Raw genomic sequence first — 1,311 nt, 5'->3', positions numbered from 1 at the left:
TCCCCGCCAGCGGGCCGAGAACTGTGAGGTCCAGCGAGCCGGGGGCCCGCCCCCGTGCGGCGGTGACCGTGCTGGCCCCCGGTGCGCCGGCGCGGCACCGCCTGAGCGCGGTGTCGCTCACCGGTGGGGGAGCCGGCGCCGTTCGGAGTACCCACGGACCCCCGAAGGACGCCGGCCCGCGACCCTGTTCGTCCGGTCAGCCGTCGATGCTGGGCCAGTCGAGACTCGAACAGCTCGGCTGGATCAGGTTGTCCTTCCCGTCGACCAGGCAGATCTTGAGCCCGATGACCTCGCCCTTCGCGACGTTGTTCGGGAAGATCGTGTACGGGTCGTAGATGACCGAAGTCCACGCGCCGTTGCCGTTGTACTTCGTGCCGAGGTACTTCCCGTGCAGCCACGCCCAGACCTGCACCCCATGGCCGTCGGCGGCGATGTCGCGGATGACCAGATAGTCGTCGTTATTACCGCCGCCAGCCGCGCCGGGGCCGTAGTCGATGAAGTCGACCGCGCCGCCCCCCTGGCCGGAGTAGACCGTGTAGTCGTCGTTGCCGGCGGCAGCCGCCGGGTTCGAGGTGGCCAGGATCGCGGTCAGCGCCACCGTCAGCGGCAGCAGTACCCGCCTGGCAAGGGATCGTGTCATGTCCGTCGCACTCCTCTGCATCGCTCGCTCCGGCCCTTCGGTCGGTGCCGATTGGCTTGATCATTGCGATGCCGGCTTGTCCAGACCTTCGACAAACCTTGAACCCCGAGGTGACGAGATCCGCGAACGGGACGCCAACCGGGAGGCGTGGTTCTCGGTGCAGGGCGCGGAGCACGTCCAGGTGGTGGGCTGACGCCTGCGCGCAGACGACTCAGGGCCGGTCCCCGTGGGGCCGGCCCTGTCGTTGGTGCTGCTCAGGCGAGCGGAGGATACGAGATTCGAACTCGTGAGGGTGTAAACCCAACACGCTTTCCAAGCGTGCGCCCTAGGCCTCTAGGCGAATCCTCCGCGAGCCAGGATACAGGCCCGTCTCGGCCGGGCCACCCCACCACCCCCTGAAGATCGACCGGCGGTCGGGTAGGCTGGGCGGCACCTCCCGTGCGGCGGTATCTCGTGAACCTCCCCAGGGCCGGAAGGCAGCAAGGATAAGCGAGCTCTGCCGGGTGCACGGGAGGCCTTTTTGTCTGTGGACCGGTTGATCCGCTCGGCATCCGTGATGTCGCGGTGTCCCGGCCACTTGGGCTCAAGTGGTTGTTGCAACGGGGTGGATTCTCGTCAGGATGAGGGGTCATGCCGGGGCAGAGGTTGTCGTCCGCGGAGCGGGCGCAGAT

The 1,311-nt window shown here is 68.1% G+C and carries 1 protein-coding gene, 1 tRNA gene and 1 other RNA gene; 1 reads left to right on the top strand and 2 read right to left on the bottom strand.

Annotation, left to right across the window (positions count from 1 at the left end; all coding sequences use genetic code 11):
* Nucleotides 1–196 precede the first annotated feature (196 nt).
* Both AB0C20_RS36200 and AB0C20_RS36195 read right to left on the bottom strand, forming a co-directional pair.
* Nucleotides 197–640, bottom strand: a complete 444-nt coding sequence (locus tag AB0C20_RS36200; protein WP_357190865.1) for a hypothetical protein — start codon at nt 638–640, stop codon at nt 197–199.
* Nucleotides 641–903: 263 nt separating this feature from the next.
* Nucleotides 904–988, bottom strand: a tRNA-Ser gene (locus tag AB0C20_RS36195).
* An 82-nt stretch (nt 989–1,070) separates the two neighbouring features.
* Here AB0C20_RS36195 and ffs point away from each other — a divergent pair.
* Nucleotides 1,071–1,160: signal recognition particle sRNA small type (gene ffs, locus AB0C20_RS36190), an RNA gene on the top strand.
* Nucleotides 1,161–1,311 lie beyond the last annotated feature (151 nt).

Origin of the sequence: Micromonospora sp. NPDC048843, assembly GCF_040649965.1 — a bacterium.
Classification (GTDB): domain Bacteria; phylum Actinomycetota; class Actinomycetes; order Mycobacteriales; family Micromonosporaceae; genus Micromonospora; species Micromonospora hortensis.
This window is presented reverse-complemented; position numbering and strand designations above follow the sequence as displayed.